Here is a 16,405-nt window from a genome sequence, read left to right as displayed (position 1 = left end):
TCACCGGCCTGCTGCTGGTCGCCCCGCTCGTGCTGCCCGCCTCCGGCACGGTCGAGGTCTCCGTCGAGGTCGTCACCGCGGGCCCCGTGCCCGAGGCCCCGGAACCTTCCCGGGGCGCGCCGACGGCGTTCGCGGGGTCCGGCCCGCGGTGGCTCACCAGGTGGCGGCGCGGGCCTTGTCCTCGGCCGGGAGCAGGATCCACAGCGCTATGTAGAGCAGGAACTGCGGGCCGGGCAGCAGGCAGGACACCAGGAAGACGACCCGCATCGTCGTCGCCGAGGTGCCGAAGCGGCGGGCCAGCGCGGCGCACACTCCGCCGATCATGCGGCCGTGGGTGGGGCGGGCGAGGCTGGACATCTGCGGCTCCTTCGTGGACGTCGGACGAGGCGGTCCGGTCGGCTGCCTCAACGATGTCCACAGTACGGAGACGAAGGGGGCGAAGCGTCGCTCTACGGGGCGATCCCGACCCTGGGAATCGTCGGGGTACGACCCTGAGCCAGGTCCTCCTGGACGGTGACCTGCCCGGGCGCACCGGGTGCCCGCGCGGCCCGCCGGCGCAGCCGGGCCCGGCCGGCCGGGACCACGGCCAGGTGGGCCAGGGCCACGCCCACGGTGTTCAGCAGGAGCGAGTCGACGTCCACGACCCGGCCGGGCACGCCGGTCTGCAGCAGGGCGATGCCGGTGGAGACCAGGGCGCCCGCGGCGGTCGTACGGACCAGGGAGGCGAGCGGTGACACGGCGAGCCTGCCGTGCGCCGCGGGCAGCAGCACCCCCAGCGGCGCGAGCAGCGCCAGCCCCTCGGCGATGCGTCTGGCCGCCTGGGCCCCGCCCAGCGCCAGATCGGCCCGCAGGCCGGCCAGCGGACGCAGATTGGCGGGCATCACCCAGGGCACGTCCAGCGGTCGCAGCATCAGCCAGGCGACGAGCCCGAGATGGGCGGCGAGGAGGACACCCCCCGCCACACGGATACGGATCGCGGCGCTGCCGCCGATGGAGCCTTGACGCTGCACGCCCCCCAAGACGCGCCCCTGTGCACAATCGGTTCCGCAACGGTCACGGGGACGCGCGTGAGGCGTCCGCCACACCCGGGCGGCGCCGGCCCCTCAGGCCGCGGTGACCTCGCTCGACGGCGGGTCCGTGCTGCCCGGGCGGTTGCGGACGGTGTCGGTGCACTCGTAGCGGCGCAGCGGGGCGGGGGCCGGGCCGCCCAGGATCACCGAGCCGTCGCCCTCCGCCGCCGCCGAGTCGGACAGGGTGCACACGATCTGGGCCAGGGCGTAGGAGGTCAGCCGGGCCGGGGTGGCGCTCAGCCGCAGCGTGTCCTCCGGGTCCTTGTGGGAGGGCCCCGCCACGCCCAGGCCGCCCGGCACGTACGTGGTGTAGCCCGCGGCCTTCTCCGAGGCCGAGGGGGACGCGGCGAGCTGGGCCAGCAGGCCCTGGGCCACGATGACCCGGCGCCGCGCGTCCGGGGTCCCCTCCGGGACGCGCACCGTGCGGTCCACGGCGACCAGGGAGGACCCGCACAGCAGGAACACCTGTACCGGCACGCCGTGCGCGGACTGGGTCGTCACGTCCGGCGCGGTCAGCGAGCACGGCACCCGGGAGGGCGCCGCGCCGAAGTCCGTCGGCACCTCGGTGGGCCGGATCCCGCACCCGGCGAGCACCGTGGTCAGGAGGGAGGCCGCGAGCAGACGTCGTACGGTCCGGGCCGTCGGCGCGGTCCGTTCGGTCCGTGCGGTCATGATCCCTCCTTCCCGGTGGTGTTCCCGGCCTTGTCGTCCCTGGTGTTCTCGTCGTCCTCCGCCGTCAGCCGGGAGGCGTCCCGTGGCAGCCGCAGTGTGAACACCGCGCCGCCCTCCGGTGAGTTGGCGGCGGTGATGCCGCCGCCGTGGATGTGGGCGTTCTCCATGGCGATGGACAGGCCCAGGCCGCTGCCCTCGGAGCGCGGCCGGGAGGCGCTGGCCTTGTAGAAGCGGTCGAAGACGTGCGGCAGGACGTCCTCGGGGATGCCCGGCCCGTGGTCGCGCACCGCGATGACGAGATCGTCGCCGTCGATCCGCACCGACACCCTGACCGGCGATCCGCCGTGCTTGAGGGCGTTGCCGATCAGGTTGGCCAGTATGACGTCCAGGCGGCGCGGGTCCAGCCGGGCGTGCCGTCCGCGCTCGGCGTCCAGCTCGACCGCGTCCAGCCAGGCGCGGGCGTCGATGCAGGCGGTGATCTGGTCGGCGATGTCCACGTCGTCCATGACCAGCCGGGCGGTGCCCGCGTCGAAGCGGGTCACCTCCATCAGGTTCTCGACCAGGTCGTTCAGCCGCCGGGTCTCGCTGACCACGAGCCGTACGGCGGGCTCGATCATCGGGTCGATGCTCCCGGCGTCGGCGTCCAGCTCCTCCTCCAGCACCTCCGTCACGGCGGTGATGGCGGTCAGCGGGGTGCGCAGCTCATGGCTCATGTCCGCCACGAAGCGGCGCGAGGACTCGTCCCGGGCGGCCATGTCGGCGACCCGTTTCTCCAGCGCCTCGGCCGCGTTGTTGAACGTCCGTGAGAGATCGGCCAGTTCGTCGGTGCCGGACACGCTGAGCCGGGTGTCCAGCCGGCCCTCGCCGAGCCGGCGGGCGGCCACCCCGAGCCGGTGCACCGGCTTCAGCACGGTCGTGGCGGCGGCCTGCGCGAGCAGCGCGGAGCCGATCAGGGCGAGGCCGGTCGCGATCCCCAGCGACCAGGCCAGCGAGTTCAGGTCCTTGGCCTCCGGCTCCAGCGACTTGGCCAGATAGCCCGTCGGCCCGCCGCCGGCCAGCCGAGCCCCGGCCACCAGGTAGGGCGTGCCGTGGTCGTCGACCCGCTGCCAGTACAGGTGGTACGGCGCCTTGTTGCCGTCGGTCACCTTCTGCCGCTTGTTCACCGCCGCGCGCAGCGAAGCCGGCACGTCCTCCAACGAGAAGCCGTTGATCCCGCCCGAGGTGCCGTACACCGTCTTGCCGCGCGCGTCCTCGGCGACCAGCAGCACGCTGAAACGCTGGCTGCTGCCGGCCATCTGGCCCGCCGCGCGCTGGAGTTCGTCCTGGGTGGGGCGCGCGGGCAGCGCGCCCGCCCGGTTCTGCATCTCCTGCTGGAAGTCGCGCAGCACCGCGTCCTGCGCGCGCGTCAGCACGGCCTCCCGGTTCAGCCAGTACGCGATGCCCGACGCCGACACCGCGGCGGTGAGCGCGACCAGCGCGAAGACGACGACCAGCCGCAGCCTGAGACTGGTGAACCGCAGCCGCGACACACTTTTCCTGCGCCCGGCGGCCCAGCCGCGCGGCCCGCCTCGCGTATCGGTCACTGAGGAGAGTCCAGGCGGTAGCCGACACCACGGACGGTACGGATCAGGGTCGGGGAGGAGGGCACGTCCTCCACCTTGGCGCGCAGCCGCTGCACACACGCGTCCACCAGACGCGAGTCGCCCAGGTAGTCGTGCTCCCACACCAGCCGCAGCAACTGCTGCCGGGAGAGCGCCTGACCGGGCCGGCGGCTCAGCTCCAGCAGCAGCCGCAGCTCGGTCGGCGTGAGCTGCAGGTCCTCGCCGTTCTTGGTCACGGTCATCGCGGAGCGGTCGATGACGAGGCTGCCGAAGGTCGCCGAGTCGCTGGACTCACGCTCCCCGCGCCGCAGCACGGCCCGGATCCGGGCGTCCAGCACCCGGCCCTGGACGGGCTTCACGACGTAGTCGTCGGCACCGGACTCCAGCCCGACCACCACGTCGATGTCATCGCTGCGGGCGGTCAGCAGGATGATCGGAAGCTGGTCGGTGCGCCGGATGCGCCGGCACACCTCGAACCCGTCGATGCCGGGCAGCATCACGTCCAGCACGATCAGATCCGGCCGCTGCTCGCGCAGCAGCTTCAGACCGTCCTCACCACTGGCAGCGGTCGCCACCCGGTGTCCCTGGCGCGTCAGGGAGAGCTCCAGGGCCGTGCGGATGGCGTCGTCGTCCTCGATCAGCAACAGGGAAGGCACGGGCTCATTCTGGCCCATGGACGGGGTGCGGATCGACCGGTGAGACGGAGATCGCGGTGCCGGGTCCCCCACGGCAGCCCCGGCGCGCCCCGGCGGACCGTTGCGGCCCGTGCCCGGCGAGACCGCGCCGCCCCTCCCGCGCAGCCCCTCTGACACGCCCCGGCCCGGCCCCTGTGACAGGTCTGTGACAGTCGGCGGACACGGCCATGAAGGTCGCTCGGCAAGCTTTTCGGCACAGGCAAGGAAGCACGACCGAGCAGGCCGGGGAACCGGAAGTCCACGACGGGGAGCGCGAGATGAACACGCTGCACAGCATCAGCACCAGCGCAGTGGTCACGCGTCTGCACGACGTGCACCGGGGACCGGAGAAGTCCGGTGCTGATGGGGGTACCTCCCGCGCGAGCGTGTTCGAGCGTGGGGGAGGGCGGGGGTGCGCTCGCGGTACCGGGCGTCAGCACACCGGTTACATGACGGTGGTTGACGCGCGCACGGGGGAGGCGCACGGGGGAACCGCGTACGGGGAGGAACCGGGGGAGCGTCGCTCGCTGACCGAGGCGGAGTTCACCGCCTACGTCCAGGAGCGCCGCGCCTCCCTGTACGCCACCGCCTACCACCTGACCGGCGACCGCTTCGAGGCCGAGGACCTGCTGCAGAGCGCGCTGTTCTCGACGTACCGGGCGTGGGAGCGGATCAGCGACAAGGCGGCGGTCGGCGGCTATCTGCGCCGCACCATGACCAACCTGCACATCAGCGCCTGGCGGCGCCGCAAGCTCAACGAGTACCCGACCGAGGAACTGCCGGAGACGCCCGGTGACACGGACGCGATGCGCGGCACCGAACTGCGCGCGGTCCTGTGGCAGGCGCTGGCCCGGCTGCCCGAACTCCAGCGCACCATGCTGGTCCTGCGCTACTACGAGGGCCGTACGGACCCGGAGATCGCGGAGATCCTCGGCATCAGTGTCGGCACGGTGAAGTCCAGCATCTGGCGGTCCCTGCGCCGGCTGCGCGAGGACGAGGTCCTCAGCTTCGGCCGTGACGAGGAGAACGCCTTCGGCGAGCTGGTCGCCTGAGGTCGGGGGGGAGTACCGGGGGAACGGGGGACCACTGGGGGGTGGAACCCACGGGGGAACACGGGGGAGCGAAAAGGAGCGGGACTGGCGGGCCTCGGCCCGTCCAGTCCCGTCTCGCGTTCGGCGTGCCCCGCGGCCGCCTTGGGCCCTGATCCGCCGGACGGGCCCTACGCCACCGTCCGCTGCGGAGCCCGCCGGCCCGCCGTGGCCATCCGGTCCAGCGCCTCGTCCCGGTCGCAGGGGTGGGCGCCCAGGGACACCTGCCGGGCCACGATCGACCGTTCGGTGAGCATCAGCCGCCAGCCCCGCCGCAGCAGGAACGGCACCGACTTGCGGCCCTCCCTGAGGTCCCGCAGGAAGCGCCGGCGGAAGGTGGTGACCGAGCCCCGGCTCAGGCACAGCGCGTCGGCCAGCACGCCCCTTTCCCGGCAGCGCTTCACGATCTCGGCGGCGAAGATGCCCTCCGCGATGAACAGCGGCGCGGGTCCTATGCTCAGCGTCTTCTCGCCGGTACGGGCGCTCAGCGAGATGTCGTACACCGGTACGGATGTCGCTCCCGTGGCGCACAGCCGGACGATGGCCTCGACCGCGACGTCCGCGTCCCAGGACGCGGGGTGGTCCCAGTCGATGTCCGAACTCCCGTCCACCAGGGGCAGGGTCGGGTCGCCGGCCTCCTTGTAGAAGTCGTCGAGGCGCAGCACGGGCAGCCCGGAACGGGCGGCGACGAGGGACTTGCCCGAACCCGAGGGGCCGCAGAGCAGTACGACACGGGCGGGGGACGGCGGATGAAGGCTCACGGAACACCAGTTTGACGCATGGCGGCGCTCCTGCCGACCCCGCGGGTCGGCTTTGGAGCGCGCGTCACATCTCAACTACCCTGAGTGCCGATCTGTTTACCCTGAGCACCAGAAGGCGGCACCGGCGATGGCCCGACACACTTCCTCCCAGCACCCCACCGTGCAGCGTGCCCTGATCGCCCTCGCGGCCGTGGGAGCGGCGCTGGGAGCGGGCGCGGCGTCCGCGCACGCGGAGGGCGGCGCCCGGCTCGCCGACGCGCCCGCCTCGCTCGGCGACCTCGACCCGGCGGCGGGCCTGACGTCCGTCACCGGCGCGGTCGGCCACGCCACCGGCCCGGTCTCCGCCATCAAGCCGAACCCGCTCGCGGGCACCGGAGTCGACCCGCTGGACAACGGCGTCGCCACCCAGATCGCCGACTTCAAGCCGGTCGACTCCCGTGATCTGACCCGGCCGGTCGCCGAGGCGGACTCGTTCGGCAGCCTGCCGGTGGTGGGGCAGGCCATGAGCCCGCAGGGCTGACCGGCGCCGCCCGGCCGGCGCCCCGGTACGACGAAGAGCCGCGCCACCCCCGGACGGAGGGGTGACGCGGCTCGCTCGTGTGGGCGTGGGGCGGCTCAGTACGACGAGCCGGACGCGCCCAGGGAGCCTGTCGGGTGCCAGACCGTCTTGGTCTCCAGGAACGCCGTCATGCGGTCGGTGCCCGGCGTCTCCGAGTAATCCACAGGCTGTGGACGCAGGACGCGCTTGAGGTTGTCCGCCGCCGCGATCTCCAGCTCCTTGGCCAGCGGCTCGTCGGCGCCCGCGAGGTCGATCGCGTTGACGTCCTGGTGCGCGGCCAGCGGCGTGGCGATCTCCGCCGTACGGCCCGACAGGACGTTGACGACACCGCCGGGGACGTCGGAGGTGGCCAGCACCTCGCCCAGGGACAGGGCGGGCAGCGGGGCCTTCTCGGAGGCGACCACGACCGCCGTGTTGCCGGTGGCGATCACCGGGGCCACCACCGAGACCAGCCCGAGGAACGACGACTCCTGCGGGGCCAGGACGGCGACCACGCCGGTCGGCTCGGGGGAGGAGAGGTTGAAGAACGGGCCCGCGACCGGGTTGGCGCCGCCCACCACCTGGGCGATCTTGTCGGTCCAGCCCGCGTACCAGACCCAGCGGTCGATCGTGGCGTCCACGACCGCCGCCGCCTTGGACTTCGACAGGCCCTCGGCGTCCGCGACCTCCCGGACGAACTGCTCCCGGCGGCCCTCCAGCATCTCCGCGACGCGGTAGAGGACCTGGCCGCGGTTGTAGGCGGTCGCGCCGGACCAGCCGCCGAACGCCTTGCGCGCGGCGACCACCGCGTCACGGGCGTCCTTGCGGGAGGACTGCGGGGCGTTGGCCAGCCACTTGCCCTTTGCGTCGGTCACCTCGTACACCCGGCCGCTCTCGGAACGCGGGAACTTCCCGCCGACGTACAGCTTGTAGGTCTTGAAGACACTGAGCCGATCAGACATCGAGGTACGCCTCCAGGCCGTGGCGGCCGCCCTCGCGGCCGAAGCCCGACTCCTTGAAGCCGCCGAACGGCGAGGTCGGGTCGAACTTGTTGAACGTGTTGGACCAGACGACACCGGCGCGCAGCTTGCCCGCGACGGCGAGGATCCGGGAGCCCTTCTCGCTCCAGATGCCCGCCGACAGGCCGTACGCGGTGTTGTTGGCCTTGGCGACCGCCTCGTCGGGCGTGCGGAAGGTGAGGACCGACAGCACCGGGCCGAAGATCTCGTCGCGGGCGATGGTGTGCGCCTGGGTGACGTTGGTGAAGAGCGTCGGTGCGAACCAGTAACCGGAGCCCGGCAGTTCGCAGGCGGGGGACCAGCGCTCGGCGCCCTCCGCCTCACCCTGCTCGGCGAGCGCGGTGATCCGGGCGAGCTGCTCGGCGGAGTTGATCGCGCCGATGTCGGTGTTCTTGTCGAGCGGGTCGCCGAGCCGCAGGGTGGACAGCCGGCGCTTGAGGGAGTCGAGCAGCTCGTCGTGGATCGACTCCTGGACCAGCAGCCGGGAGCCCGCGCAGCAGACCTGGCCCTGGTTGAAGAAGATGCCGTTCACGATGCCCTCGACGGCCTGGTCGATCGGCGCGTCGTCGAAGACGATGTTGGCGCCCTTGCCGCCCAGTTCGAGGGTGAGCTTCTTGCGGGTGCCGGCGACGGTGCGCGCGATCTCCTTGCCGACGTTCGTCGACCCGGTGAACGCGACCTTGTTCACGTCCGGGTGCGCGACGAGCGCGGCGCCCGCGTCGCCGTAGCCCGGGAGAATGTTGACGACACCCTTGGGCAGGCCCGCCTGGCGGCAGATGTCCGCGAAGAACAGGGCCGACAGCGGGGTCGTCTCGGCGGGCTTCAGCACGACCGTGTTGCCGGTCGCCAGCGCCGGGGCGATCTTCCACGCCAGCATCAGCAGCGGGAAGTTCCACGGGATCACCTGGCCGGCGACGCCGAGGGGCCTCGGGTCCGTGCCGAACCCGGCGTGGCCGAGCTTGTCGGCCCAGCCCGCGTAGTAGAAGAAGTGCGCGGCGACCAGCGGGAGGTCCGCGTCCCGGGTCTCCTTGATCGGCTTGCCGTTGTCCAGCGTCTCCAGGACCGCCAGCTCGCGGCTGCGCTCCTGGATGATGCGGGCGATGCGGAACAGGTACTTGGCGCGCTCGGAGCCGGGCAGCGCCGACCACTTCTCGAAGGCCTTGCGGGCGGCCTTCACGGCGCGGTCGACATCCTCGGCGCCGGCCTGCGCGACCTCGGAGAGCACCTCCTCCGTCGACGGCGAGACCGTCTTGAAGACCTTGCCGGCGGCGGCCTCGGTGAACTCGCCGTCGATGAAGAGGCCGTAGGAGGGAGCGATGTCGACGACCGCGCGGGACTCGGGCGCCGGTGCGTAATCGAATGCGGATGCCATGGTGATCAGTCCACCGTCACGTAGTCGGGGCCGGAGTAGCGGCCGGTGGCCAGCTTCTGACGCTGCATCAGCAGGTCGTTCAGGAGCGAGGAGGCGCCGAAGCGGAACCAGTGGTTGTCCAGCCAGTCCTCGCCCGCGGTCTCGTTGACCAGGACCAGGAACTTGATGGCGTCCTTGGTGGTGCGGATGCCGCCGGCCGGCTTCACACCGACCTGGACGCCGGTCTGGGCGCGGAAGTCGCGGACGGCCTCCAGCATGAGCAGGGTGTTGGCGGGCGTGGCGTTCACCGCCACCTTGCCGGTCGACGTCTTGATGAAGTCGGCCCCAGCGATCATGCCCAGCCAGCTCGCCCGGCGGATGTTGTCGTACGTCGACAGCTCACCGGTCTCGAAGATGACCTTCAGCCGGGCGCTCGTGCCGCAGGCCTCCTTCACGGCGACGATCTCGTCGTACACCTTGAGGTAGTTGCCCGAGAGGAACGCGCCACGGTCGATGACCATGTCGATCTCGTCGGCGCCCGCGGCGACGGCGTCCCGGACGTCGGCCAGCTTCACCCCGAGGGCGGCCCGGCCGGCCGGGAAGGCGGTGGCGACCGAGGCGACCTTCACGCCGGAACCGGCGACGGCCTCCTTGGCGGTGGCCACCATGTCGGGGTAGACGCAGACGGCCGCGGTCGCGGGGGTGGTCCGGTCCGTCGGATCGGGATGGACCGCCTTGGCGCCGAGCGCCCGGACCTTGCCCGGGGTGTCCGCGCCTTCCAGCGTCGTCAGGTCGACCATCGAGATGGCGAGGTCGATGGCGTACGCCTTCGCGGTGGTCTTGATGGAACGGGTGCCGAGAGACGCGGCGCGCGCCTCCAGGCCGACCGCGTCGACGCCGGGCAGCCCGTGGAGGAAGCGGCGCAGCGTGCTGTCGGACGCGGTGACGTCAGCGAAAGGCTGTGCGAGGGATGCAGTGGTGGGCATGGTCACCAGACGAGCATATCTACGCGCGTAGCGGATGGGAAGTCCCGAGCGCTCACCACCTGTCCGGCGATCACGGATGAGCGCTCGGCCCGGGGCGCGCGGGAACGCTTCGCCGACGTCGGGCAGAATCGGCACCATGACGACCCCGGACCACCAGTCACCCGAGCCGCGGCCCACCGCCAAGGACGTGATCTACCGCTCGCCCATGGCACTCGTGGCCGGTGTGCTGCTGCTGGCGCTCGCCTGCTGGCTGGGCTTCGACGCGCTGGTCCGCGGGCACGGGCGCACCCCCTGGCTGGCGCTCGCCACGCTGATCCTCGCCGTGCCGCTGGTGGTCGCCTTCACTCTGCGCCCGGCGGTGTTCTCGGGCGAGGACCGGCTCCGGGTCCGCAACCCCTTCCGGTCGGTCACCCTGCCCTGGGGCGAGGTCGCCTCCCTGCGTTCCGGCTACACCAACGAGGTCGTGGCCAACTCGGGCGACAAGTACCAGCTCTGGGCCGTTCCCGTCTCGCTGCGTGCCCGCAAGAAGGCGGCACGCCGGCAGGCCCGCGCGGACGCGGCGGCCCGGGGCGGCCGGCCGGGCGGGTCCGGCGCCTTCGGCCTCGGCGGCGTGCTCGGCGGCCTCGGCGACCAGGACGGCCCCACCCGCGCGGAGTCCGACCAGATCATCGCCGACTTGCGGGCCACCGTGGAGCGCCGGGGCCCGGCCAAGACGGCCCAGGGCGAGGTGACGGTGCGCTGGGCCTACGAGGTGATCGCCCCCGCGGTGGCCGGGGCGGTGCTGCTGGCGGTGCTGCTGGCGGTGGGCTGAATCCGGCCGGTGGCATGGACCGGCGAGGCCGACGGGGCGGAGCGTGGCCGCGAAGCGTCAGACGGCGACCACGTGCACGTCCGTCGGCGCGAGGACCGTCAGGTAGGCGTGGATGTCACCGGGGTCGGTGGTGAAGATCACCGCGCTGCCGTGCCGGGCCGCCGCCAGGGCCACCCAGGCGTCCACCGCGTCCGGCCGCTTCTTCGCCGGCAGAGCCGCCCGCCCCAGGGCCGTGCCGATGCGCCGCCAGTCCGCGAGGTCCGGGCCCGTCGCACAGGCCAGGCACTCCGGACGGCCCGCCTTCGTCTCACGCATCGGCGGCGCGGACGTACGGACCTGCGGGACCGTGCAGTCCTTCAGGGCGCCGGACAGGGCGTGCACCAGCGCCGGCTGGGGGCGCCACACCTGGGCGAGGACCGGGCCGAGCACCAGCGCCCGGTGCGGGACCGCGCGCAGTCCCTCGTGGAGCGCCACCGCCTTCGCCTTCCGGTCGGCGAGCGCGATGAGCATGCCGGTGTCGTAGACCGGAACCCGTGCGGTCACGCGGCGTTTCCCGGGCGGCGGCCCTGCCGGTCCCGGCCCTGGACGAGTCCCAGGGCCTCCTCGACCTCACGGCGTTCCTGCTCGGTCAGTTCCACGGCCGGTTCCGGGGCAGGTCCGGCGGGCAACCCCTCCGCCGCCCGCTCCGCCCCGGCGATGAGCGCGTCCACCTCGGCGAACTGCTCCTCTATGGCGTCGCTCTCCGCCATCTGGCGTGTCGCGGCATGCACCAGGTACGCCGAGACGTCCATGCCCGCCCGTTCCGCGTGCTGTCTGATGCGTTCGGCCTGGTCCTGCTCCAGGCTGATGCTGATGCGCGTCTTGGCCACGGAGACAGCGTAATACGCGTATGACGGCCGTGCGAGACGGCGGGGGCCACCGGGCACGCCCTCCGGCCCCGGAGCACGCGTCACGTACCGCCCCGTTCCGCCCGGGTCCGCCGCCCGCCCTGTACGGCGGACCCTCGGGGTACGACGGTCAGAGCCCCGCGGCCGCCGAAAGGTCGCGCTTCAGGGCCGCCAGGAGTTCGCCGGCCCTGGTGCGGGCCGCCGGGAGGGCGGCGTGGTCCGGGGCCGGGACGACGACCTCCAGGTAGCACTTCAGCTTGGGCTCGGTGCCGCTGGGGCGGACGACGACCCGGGCGCCGTCGAGCGTGTAGCGCAGGCCGTCGGTGGGCGGCAGCCGGTCCGTGCCCCGGGTCAGGTCCTCGGCGCGGGTGATGGCCAGGCCCGCCAGCTCGGTCGGGGGCCGCTCGCGCAGCCGGCGCATGGCGTCCGAGATCACGGAGAGGTCCTCGACGCGCACCGAGAGCTGGTCGGTCGCGTGCAGCCCGTGCTCCACGGCCAGGTCGTCGAGCAGGTCGAGCAGGGTGCGGCCCCGTTCCTTGAGCGCCGAGGCCAGCTCGGTGATCAGCAGCGCGGCCGTGATGCCGTCCTTGTCCCGCACGCCCTCCGGGTCGACGCAGTAGCCGAGCGCCTCCTCGTAGCCGTAGCGCAGGCCGTCCACGCGGGCGATCCACTTGAATCCGGTCAGGGTCTCCTCGTACGGGAGCTTCGCGCTCTCGGCGATGCGGCCGAGGAGGGAGGAGGAGACGATCGACTCCGCGAAGGTGCCGGTGGCCCCGCGTCCCACCAGATGGGCGGCGAGCAGCGAGCCCACCTCGTCGCCGCGCAGCATCCGCCAGTCGGCGCCGTCCCGGACGGCCACGGCGCAGCGGTCGGCGTCCGGGTCGTTGGCGATGACCAGGTCCGGGTCGGTGGCGCGGGCACGCGCGAACGCCAGGTCCATGGCGCCCGGCTCCTCCGGGTTGGGGAAGGCCACGGTCGGGAAGTCCGGGTCCGGGTCGGCCTGCTCGGCGACCAGCACCGGCTCCGGGAACCCGGCGCGGGCGAACGCGGCCAGCAGGACGTCCCGGCCGACGCCGTGCATCGCCGTGTAGACCGTGCGCGCGGTACGCGGCGAGCCGGCGTCCAGGACGGCGTCCGTACGGGCCAGATAGGCGTCCAGGACCGAGTCGTCCAGCGTCTCCCAGCCGGACTCCGGACGGGGGACGTCGTTCAGCGAGGCGATCGCGTCGATCTCGGCGGCGATCTCCGCGTCGGCGGGCGGGACGATCTGGGAGCCGTCGCCCAGGTAGACCTTGTAGCCGTTGTCCCGGGGCGGGTTGTGGCTGGCGGTGACCTCCACGCCCGCGACCGCGCCCAGGTGCCGGACGGCGAACGCCAGGACCGGGGTGGGCAGGGGGCGCGGCAGCACGGCGGCCCGCAGGCCGGCGCCGGTCACCACGGCGGCGGTGTCCCGGGCGAAGTCGGCGGACATGTGGCGGGCGTCGTAGCCGATGACGACCAGCCCGGCGTCCTCGCCCCTGTGGGAGGCACCGTTCTTCCTCAGGTACGCGGCGAGGCCGGCCGCGGCACGGATGACGACCGCGCGGTTCATGCGCATCGGGCCGGCGCCCAGCTCGCCGCGCAGGCCCGCGGTGCCGAACTGGAGGGTGCCGGAGAACCGGGCGGCCAGTTCGGACACGTCACCGGCGTCGATCAGCCCGGCCAGTTCCTCGCGGGTGCGCGGGTCGGGGTCCTCGGCGAGCCATGCCTTGGCCTTGGCGATGAGTTGGTCGTGCACCTTGGGATCAACCTCTCCTCAGTTCCTGCCGGAGGCTTCGCCCCCGGACCCCCGTTCCGCACCGCCCCACCGGTCCGGCCGGCGGGCGGGCGGTCTCTCAGATCCTGCCCAGTACCTGCGTCAGCAGCTGACCCATGCGCGCCGCCGAGTCGCGGCCCGCCTGCAGGACCTCCTCGTGGTTCAGCGGCTCGCCGGTCATGCCCGCCGCGAGGTTGGTGACCAGGGAGATGCCCAGCACCTCGGCGCCGGCCTCGCGGGCGGCGATGGCCTCGAGCACCGTGGACATGCCGACCAGGTCCGCGCCGATGACGCGGGCCATGCGGATCTCCGCCGGGGTCTCGTAGTGCGGGCCGGGGAACTGCGCGTAGACGCCCTCCTCCAGGCTGGAGTCGATCTCCTTGCACAGGGCGCGCAGACGCGGGGAGTAGAGGTCGGTGAGGTCGACGAAGTTGGCGCCGACGATCGGCGAGGTCGCCGTCAGGTTGATGTGATCGCTGATCAGCACCGGCTGGCCGGGGCGCATGCCCTCGCGCAGACCGCCGCAGCCGTTGGTGAGGACCACGGTCTTGCAGCCGGCGGCGACGGCCGTGCGGACGCCGTGCGCGACGGCGGCGACCCCGCGGCCCTCGTAGTAGTGCGTGCGGCCGAGGAAGACCAGGGCGCGCTTGTCACCGAAGGAGTACGAGCGGATCTTGCCACCGTGCCCCTCGACGGCCGGCGGCGGGAAGCCGGGCAGCTCGGTGACCTGGAACTCGGCGTCGGGGGCGCCGAGGGCGTCGACGGCCGGAGCCCAGCCGGAGCCCATCACGAGGGCGACGTCGTGGGTCTCGGCGCCGGTCAGTTCCCGCAGGCGCGCGGCGGCGGCGTCGGCGGCGGCGTAGGGATCGCCCTGGATGTCGTCCGGAAGAAGAGATGCGTTCACGCCGACGAGGGTAGCCGGTTCTCTCCTACGCGCGTAGATGACGGAGCCAACGGGACGGCGATCGTTGTCTTGTCGTTTCCAACGAGACGCGGTCCCGGCCGGGGGCGCCCGGTGCGCGGCTGCCGCTAACACGGCCGCTTGCGCAGCTCCATCACGTAGTCGTGGGGCGCGCCCGCCGATTCCGCCGCGTCCGCGATCTCGCCCAGGTAGCGGGCCGAGGGCAGTCCGCCCTCGTAGCCGTTGAGGGCGTACACCCAGGCCGGTTCCTCGCCGTCCAGGGTGTGCACGCGGACCCGGACGCGGCGGTAGATCTCCAGACCCACGCCCTCCCACCGGTCGAGGGACTCCTCGTCCATCGGTGCGATGTCGTACAGGCCGACGAAGACCTGGGCCCCCGGCTCCTCGACGATCGTCGCCAGCGCCCCCTCCCAGCCCAGATGCTCGCCGCCGAAGGTGAGCCGCCAGCCGTTCAGCCAGCCCACGGCGCGCTGCGGGGAGTGCGGGGCGCGGCGGGACATCAGCCGGGCGTCGAGGTTGCCGGCGTACGCGGCATAGAGCGACATGCACGAAGAGTACGGCAGCCGAAACTCCCGTCCCGCGTGTCCCAAAGGCACCGGCGGGCGCCCCGGGGCAGATGCACCTTGAAGCGTGCGGGACAATGGGGTACGTGACTCGGATCGTGATCATCGGTGGCGGACCCGGCGGATATGAAGCGGCCCTGGTGGCCGCCCAGCTCGGCGCGGAGGTGACCGTCGTCGACTGCGACGGTCTGGGCGGAGCGTCGGTGCTGACCGACTGCGTGCCGTCGAAGACCCTTATCGCTACGGCCGAGGTGATGACCACCTTCGACTCCTCCTACGAGGAGCTCGGCATCATCGTCGCCGACGACACTCCGCCGCTGGAGCAGGCGGCCCGGGTGGTCGGCGTGGACCTCGGCAAGGTCAACCGCCGGGTGAAGCGGCTCGCGCTCGCCCAGTCCCACGACATCACCGCGTCCGTGACCCGGGCCGGCGCCCGGGTCATGCGCGGCCGGGGCCGGCTCGACGGCATGCAGGCCCTGGACGGTTCCCGCAAGGTCGTCGTCACCGCCGCCGACGGCACCGAGGAGACCCTCACCGCCGACGCCGTCCTCATCGCCACCGGCGGTCACCCGCGCGAGCTCCCCGACGCCCGGCCCGACGGCGAGCGCATCCTCAACTGGACGCAGGTCTACGACCTCACCGAGCTGCCGGAAGAGCTGATCGTGGTCGGCTCCGGCGTCACCGGCGCCGAGTTCGCCGGCGCCTACCAGGCGCTGGGCTCCAAGGTCACCCTGGTCTCCTCCCGGGACCGGGTGCTGCCGGGCGAGGACCCGGACGCCGCCGCGGTCCTCGAGGACGTCTTCCGCCGCCGCGGCATGAACGTCATGGCCCGTTCCCGCGCGCAGTCCGCCAAGCGCGTCGGCGACCGGGTCGAGGTGACGCTGGCCGACGGCCGGGTCATCACCGGCTCGCACTGCCTCATGGCCGTGGGTGCCATCCCCAACAGCGCGGGCCTGGGTCTGGAGGACGCCGGCGTCAGGCTGCGCGACTCCGGGCACATCTGGACCGACAAGGTGTCGCGCACGACCGCCCCGGGCGTGTACGCGGCCGGTGACGTCACGGGCGTCTTCGCCCTCGCGTCGGTCGCGGCGATGCAGGGACGCATCGCCATGTACCACTTCCTCGGCGACGCGGTGGCCCCGCTGAACCTGAAGACGGTCTCCTCCAACGTCTTCACCGACCCCGAGATCGCCACCGTCGGCTACACCCAGGCGGACGTGGACGCCGGCAAGATCGACGCCCGGGTGGTGAAGCTGCCCCTGCTGCGCAACCCGCGCGCCAAGATGCAGGGCATCCGGGACGGCTTCGTCAAGATCTTCTGCCGGCCGGGCACCGGGATCGTCGTCGGCGGTGTCGTCGTCGCGCCGCGCGCCTCGGAACTGATCCATCCCATCTCGATCGCCGTCGACAACAATCTGACGGTCGAGCAGATCGCGAAGGCATTCACGGTGTACCCCTCGCTTTCGGGGTCGATCGCGGAGGTGGCACGGCAGTTGCACACGCGCAAGGCGGGCATCGAGGCCTGAGCCGCGGAGGCCGACTTCCCGCTGGTCACGGGGAGTTGTCGAGCATGCGTACGGCATAGGCGGGTGGACTAGGTCCCTATACCACCTCCCGTCCTGCTGTGCGAACAACTTCTGTTATTCGGCGCAAACTGCTGAAACCAG

18 protein-coding genes are annotated in these 16,405 nt (G+C 72.7%); 4 read left to right on the top strand and 14 right to left on the bottom strand.

All coding sequences use genetic code 11. From position 1 onward, the window contains the following. Positions 1 to 153: 153 nt before the first annotated feature. The 5 genes from AB0924_RS30295 to afsQ1 all read right to left on the bottom strand — a co-directional run bounded on the left by AB0924_RS30295 (position 154) and on the right by afsQ1 (position 3,999). Positions 154 to 357 carry a PspC domain-containing protein gene (locus AB0924_RS30295; protein WP_199213633.1) on the bottom strand — a complete coding sequence of 68 codons (204 nt, stop codon included), beginning with the start codon at positions 355 to 357 and terminating at the stop codon, positions 154 to 156. A 92-nt stretch (positions 358 to 449) separates the two neighbouring features. Then, positions 450 to 1,010 carry a VanZ family protein gene (locus AB0924_RS30290; protein WP_358936298.1) on the bottom strand — a complete coding sequence of 187 codons (561 nt, stop codon included), beginning with the start codon at positions 1,008 to 1,010 and terminating at the stop codon, positions 450 to 452. 93 nt (positions 1,011 to 1,103) lie between these two features. Continuing rightward, positions 1,104 to 1,742, bottom strand: coding sequence for a hypothetical protein (locus AB0924_RS30285; RefSeq protein WP_366913064.1), 639 nt, complete (start codon positions 1,740 to 1,742; stop codon positions 1,104 to 1,106). Next, the gene (locus AB0924_RS30280; RefSeq protein ID WP_366913063.1) at positions 1,739 to 3,325 is read right to left on the bottom strand and encodes a HAMP domain-containing sensor histidine kinase; all 1,587 of its coding nucleotides are present in this window, start codon (positions 3,323 to 3,325) and stop codon (positions 1,739 to 1,741) included. Before AB0924_RS30280 ends, AB0924_RS30285 begins: the two co-directional genes overlap by 4 nt. Further along, positions 3,322 to 3,999, bottom strand: coding sequence for a two-component system response regulator AfsQ1 (gene afsQ1, locus AB0924_RS30275; RefSeq protein WP_199211724.1), 678 nt, complete (start codon positions 3,997 to 3,999; stop codon positions 3,322 to 3,324). Before afsQ1 ends, AB0924_RS30280 begins: the two co-directional genes overlap by 4 nt. 296 nt (positions 4,000 to 4,295) lie before the next feature. Between afsQ1 and AB0924_RS30270 the strand changes: the two genes are divergently transcribed. Further along, positions 4,296 to 5,069, top strand: a complete 774-nt coding sequence (locus tag AB0924_RS30270; protein WP_358936305.1) for a SigE family RNA polymerase sigma factor — start codon at positions 4,296 to 4,298, stop codon at positions 5,067 to 5,069. Positions 5,070 to 5,236: 167 nt separating this feature from the next. Here the strand turns inward: AB0924_RS30270 and AB0924_RS30265 are convergent, their stop codons facing one another. Then, positions 5,237 to 5,866, bottom strand: a complete 630-nt coding sequence (locus AB0924_RS30265; RefSeq protein ID WP_358936307.1) for a uridine kinase — start codon at positions 5,864 to 5,866, stop codon at positions 5,237 to 5,239. Positions 5,867 to 5,993: 127 nt separating this feature from the next. On the opposite strand from AB0924_RS30265, the gene AB0924_RS30260 reads away from it, so the two are divergent. Further along, positions 5,994 to 6,386 carry a hypothetical protein gene (locus AB0924_RS30260; protein ID WP_358936309.1) on the top strand — a complete coding sequence of 131 codons (393 nt, stop codon included), beginning with the start codon at positions 5,994 to 5,996 and terminating at the stop codon, positions 6,384 to 6,386. 95 nt (positions 6,387 to 6,481) lie between these two features. Here AB0924_RS30260 and AB0924_RS30255 read toward each other — a convergent pair whose 3' ends face one another. The 3 genes from AB0924_RS30255 to deoC are packed head-to-tail and all read right to left on the bottom strand — an operon-like array spanning position 6,482 to position 9,760. Beyond that, positions 6,482 to 7,366, bottom strand: coding sequence for an aldehyde dehydrogenase family protein (locus tag AB0924_RS30255; RefSeq protein WP_366913062.1), 885 nt, complete (start codon positions 7,364 to 7,366; stop codon positions 6,482 to 6,484). Continuing rightward, complete coding sequence (locus AB0924_RS30250; protein ID WP_358936313.1) at positions 7,359 to 8,795, bottom strand: aldehyde dehydrogenase family protein; 1,437 nt, start codon at positions 8,793 to 8,795, stop codon at positions 7,359 to 7,361. Before AB0924_RS30250 ends, AB0924_RS30255 begins: the two co-directional genes overlap by 8 nt. A gap of 5 nt (positions 8,796 to 8,800) precedes the next feature. Continuing rightward, positions 8,801 to 9,760, bottom strand: a complete 960-nt coding sequence (deoC, locus tag AB0924_RS30245) for a deoxyribose-phosphate aldolase (protein ID WP_366913061.1) — start codon at positions 9,758 to 9,760, stop codon at positions 8,801 to 8,803. 136 nt (positions 9,761 to 9,896) lie between these two features. Here deoC and AB0924_RS30240 point away from each other — a divergent pair, with 136 nt between their 5' ends. Beyond that, entirely contained in the window at positions 9,897 to 10,571 is a 675-nt protein-coding gene (locus AB0924_RS30240) for a PH domain-containing protein (RefSeq protein ID WP_358936317.1), read from the top strand. Positions 10,572 to 10,628: 57 nt separating this feature from the next. On the opposite strand, the gene AB0924_RS30235 is transcribed toward AB0924_RS30240, so the two are convergent. The 5 genes from AB0924_RS30235 to AB0924_RS30215 form a co-directional block, all read right to left on the bottom strand. Then, positions 10,629 to 11,114: a hypothetical protein gene (locus AB0924_RS30235; RefSeq protein WP_358936319.1), complete on the bottom strand. Its 486-nt coding sequence runs from the start codon at positions 11,112 to 11,114 to the stop codon at positions 10,629 to 10,631. After that, positions 11,111 to 11,440: a ribbon-helix-helix protein, CopG family gene (locus tag AB0924_RS30230; RefSeq protein WP_358936321.1), complete on the bottom strand. Its 330-nt coding sequence runs from the start codon at positions 11,438 to 11,440 to the stop codon at positions 11,111 to 11,113. Before AB0924_RS30230 ends, AB0924_RS30235 begins: the two co-directional genes overlap by 4 nt. A gap of 148 nt (positions 11,441 to 11,588) precedes the next feature. Next, positions 11,589 to 13,235 (bottom strand): phospho-sugar mutase, encoded by a 1,647-nt coding sequence (locus tag AB0924_RS30225; RefSeq protein ID WP_366913060.1) that lies wholly within the window; start codon positions 13,233 to 13,235, stop codon positions 11,589 to 11,591. Positions 13,236 to 13,332: 97 nt separating this feature from the next. Beyond that, positions 13,333 to 14,157, bottom strand: a complete 825-nt coding sequence (locus tag AB0924_RS30220) for a purine-nucleoside phosphorylase (RefSeq protein ID WP_199211729.1) — start codon at positions 14,155 to 14,157, stop codon at positions 13,333 to 13,335. A gap of 125 nt (positions 14,158 to 14,282) precedes the next feature. Beyond that, on the bottom strand, positions 14,283 to 14,720 hold the full coding sequence (locus tag AB0924_RS30215) for a gamma-glutamylcyclotransferase (protein ID WP_358936326.1): 438 nt from the start codon (positions 14,718 to 14,720) through the stop codon (positions 14,283 to 14,285). Between the two features lie 95 nt (positions 14,721 to 14,815). On the opposite strand from AB0924_RS30215, the gene AB0924_RS30210 reads away from it, so the two are divergent. Next, on the top strand, positions 14,816 to 16,264 hold the full coding sequence (locus AB0924_RS30210; RefSeq protein WP_358936328.1) for an NAD(P)H-quinone dehydrogenase: 1,449 nt from the start codon (positions 14,816 to 14,818) through the stop codon (positions 16,262 to 16,264). Positions 16,265 to 16,405: the final 141 nt, after the last annotated feature.

The sequence above is a fragment of the Streptomyces sp. NPDC047869 genome, assembly GCF_040704065.1.
Lineage (GTDB): Bacteria > Actinomycetota > Actinomycetes > Streptomycetales > Streptomycetaceae > Streptomyces.
Note: the sequence above shows the minus strand (reverse complement) of the source record. Positions and strands in the feature narration are given on the sequence as shown.